3 protein-coding genes are annotated in these 2,259 nt (G+C 58.7%); all 3 read right to left on the minus strand.

Annotation, left to right across the window (positions count from 1 at the left end; genetic code table 11):
- Nucleotides 1-642: bestrophin family protein (locus tag NW852_RS03345; protein WP_414426467.1), on the minus strand; the 642-nt coding region annotated here is incomplete at its 3' end.
- A 190-nt stretch (nucleotides 643-832) separates the two neighbouring features.
- On the minus strand, nucleotides 833-1,678 hold the full coding sequence (locus NW852_RS03350; protein ID WP_414363883.1) for an anti-sigma factor domain-containing protein: 846 nt from the start codon (nucleotides 1,676-1,678) through the stop codon (nucleotides 833-835).
- 261 nt (nucleotides 1,679-1,939) lie between these two features.
- Nucleotides 1,940-2,259, minus strand: a 320-nt coding sequence (gene tatA, locus NW852_RS03355; RefSeq protein WP_414426468.1) for a twin-arginine translocase TatA/TatE family subunit, incomplete at its 5' end; no start/stop codon positions are given.

A 2,259-nucleotide genomic window follows, 5' to 3' on the forward strand; every position in this document is an offset into this window, starting at 1 on the left:
GGGCATTGGGGTCATGAGAATGCGCTCGCAGGCACCCAAGGCATCTACCATGTTATTGAGCCGCTCCACCATGATCGTAAGCTGGTAGACCTCAACACGGCCCTTGTGGTATTGGCGTTGCAGGTAATCTCCGATCCAAAAAGCAATTTGCAACGGGGGATGGTTGAGGCTTTTGAGGCGTTGCAACTGCTCCGGGCTGAGGAGGGACTGAAGCTCATCCGGCAAAAATTCTTGGCGCAGATGTTGCTTCATGGCGATGGCAAAAGCAGGCAGCAGATAGAGGATTTTGATTTTTTCTTCCCGATCGCCGGGCTGCTTCTCTTCAACGACCACCCAAATCAGACGGGCTAAGTTGCGCACATTGTTCACCACGGCTCCCCAGGCTTTTCGCCCCTCCCAAAAGCGTTCGTAGGCAGTGTTTGTCCGAAATACCAGCATCAGCCCCAAAACAATGTTGGGCACAAACGCCACCAACGAGGAAAGCGCTATGGGCAACCCCAGTTTGTAGAGAACGGAAACCAGCACTCCCAGGAGACCACAGATGAGGGTGCGAGGCAGCACTGCCGGCACGACCGATCCGTGTAACTGCAAGGCTAAGCGAAACCAACGCAGCCCATTCCCCGATAGATATTGGCGAATCATGGTGTGGCGTCGGCAAGCTTGCCCCCTGATCCTACTACCGTTATGGCAACCGTTGTTGACGCGCCAAAGGGATCTCCCCCCTTTGCAAAAGACATCGCGATCACGAGTCCCTTGGCGGTTCTGAGCAGGCAAAAAGATCTCTCCGTTGACCCGACGGGGCAACTTCCAGGGTCTTAGGAGTCATTTCAAGCTAGTTTAAGAGGTGCTCTTTGCTCTCCTCAGGTTGAGAGGCAGGGATCCAGAAGTTGCTCTGCAGCAGAGGCGCGCTGGTGGGGGATTCGCTCCCGCCTGCCGGTTCGAGGGTGATCCAAAGGCGGGTCGGCTGCTGGGAACGGGTGGGCTGGCTGAGCCATTGCAGGGATCCCTCGGCGTTGACGGTGAAGGTGCCAGCGCTTTCCAGCCGTCGTCCCCCTCCTTGCAGATCCGACTCCAGCCACAATTGATAGGTGCTGCCTGGGGGGGCAGGAGCCATATCTGAGGCCAAGAGCAGCACCTGCTTGGCACGGGGCGACCAGAGAGCTTGTACCAACAGGGGGTTGCGGAAGCTAGGGTCGCGTAGAAGGGTTCGCCGTACCTGCGGTTGTCGTTGCCACTCCTGATAGAGCCGTTGCATGGCTACCGGCTCCCCCTGCCAGCGCAGCCGCCAGTAGGCCGCTGTTATGGCCACCGCGTAGATCCCCAACGCTGCTAAGCCGACCCAGAGGAGGCGCCGCGGCCACAAAGGAGGTGCGACCCGGATGGAGGCAGGGGCGGGCAACCAGCTCCAGCGCCGCAAGCGTTCTTGGGCTTGAAAGGCCGTCAACTCGTAAAGCCACAGGGCCACCGAGCGATCCCGCTGCAGGTCAAAGGCCTCTGCATGTTTCCAGCAGAACGCAAACACCTGGCGCACCACCTCTTCGGCTTGGTGAGGCTGCTTGAGAGTGGACAGCGCGATCTCCAGCAGGCGCTTTTGGTAGCGATCCTTAAGTAAAAAGTGGCTGCGGCGATCCCGCAGTTGGATCTGGCGCATCAGCTCGAAATCGGTCGGCTCGACCATAGCTCTCCATCGGCTGCGCCTGTCCAGCCCGGCTTTGGGTCAAGCGGTAGCACCAGGCTGGTAGCTTTTTCAGAAATATACACCAGCCCTGGATCCGGCCCACTGGCAAGCCGACTTCCATTTTGTTGCGGCTGGTGCGGATCCCGCAGGGGTTGGCCGGGATCCCGGCCATGCGACTTGTTTTCTCAGCCAGCCAAGGGCTCGTCTCCTACAAAACTTAAGGAGCCGACCCAAGCCGCCCTTTTTTTAGTTCTGAGGCTCTCAGGCGGCGTCCTTCTCGACCACCTTCTCCGCTTCTGCCTTCAGGGACTCCGTCCCGCTCACGCGCTCGGCGGCGGCAACAGGTTCGTCATCGCTGCTGGGGTTGTTCATCTCTTGTTTAAAGCTGCGCAATGCTTTGCCAAAGGCGCTGCCCAACTCTGGCAGCTTCTTGGGGCCGAACACGACCACCGCGATTACCCCAATCACGGCCAGCTCTGGCAGACCCATGCCAAAGATGCTCACAGCCAGGATAGGTTCGCTCGACAGCAGGATAGCCATAAGTCCCCAAAACCCCAACAACAAAACAAGCCAACCAATCT

It is taken from the genome of Synechococcus sp. H60.1 (assembly GCF_047462335.1).
Classification (GTDB): Bacteria; Cyanobacteriota; Cyanobacteriia; order Thermostichales; family Thermostichaceae; genus Thermostichus.

What these genes read in the sequence shown, in the direction of transcription:
- NW852_RS03350 (WP_414363883.1), bottom strand. Translation starts at nt 1,678, where the DNA reads ATGGTCGAGCCGACCGATTTCGAGCTGATGCGCCAGATCCAACTGCGG.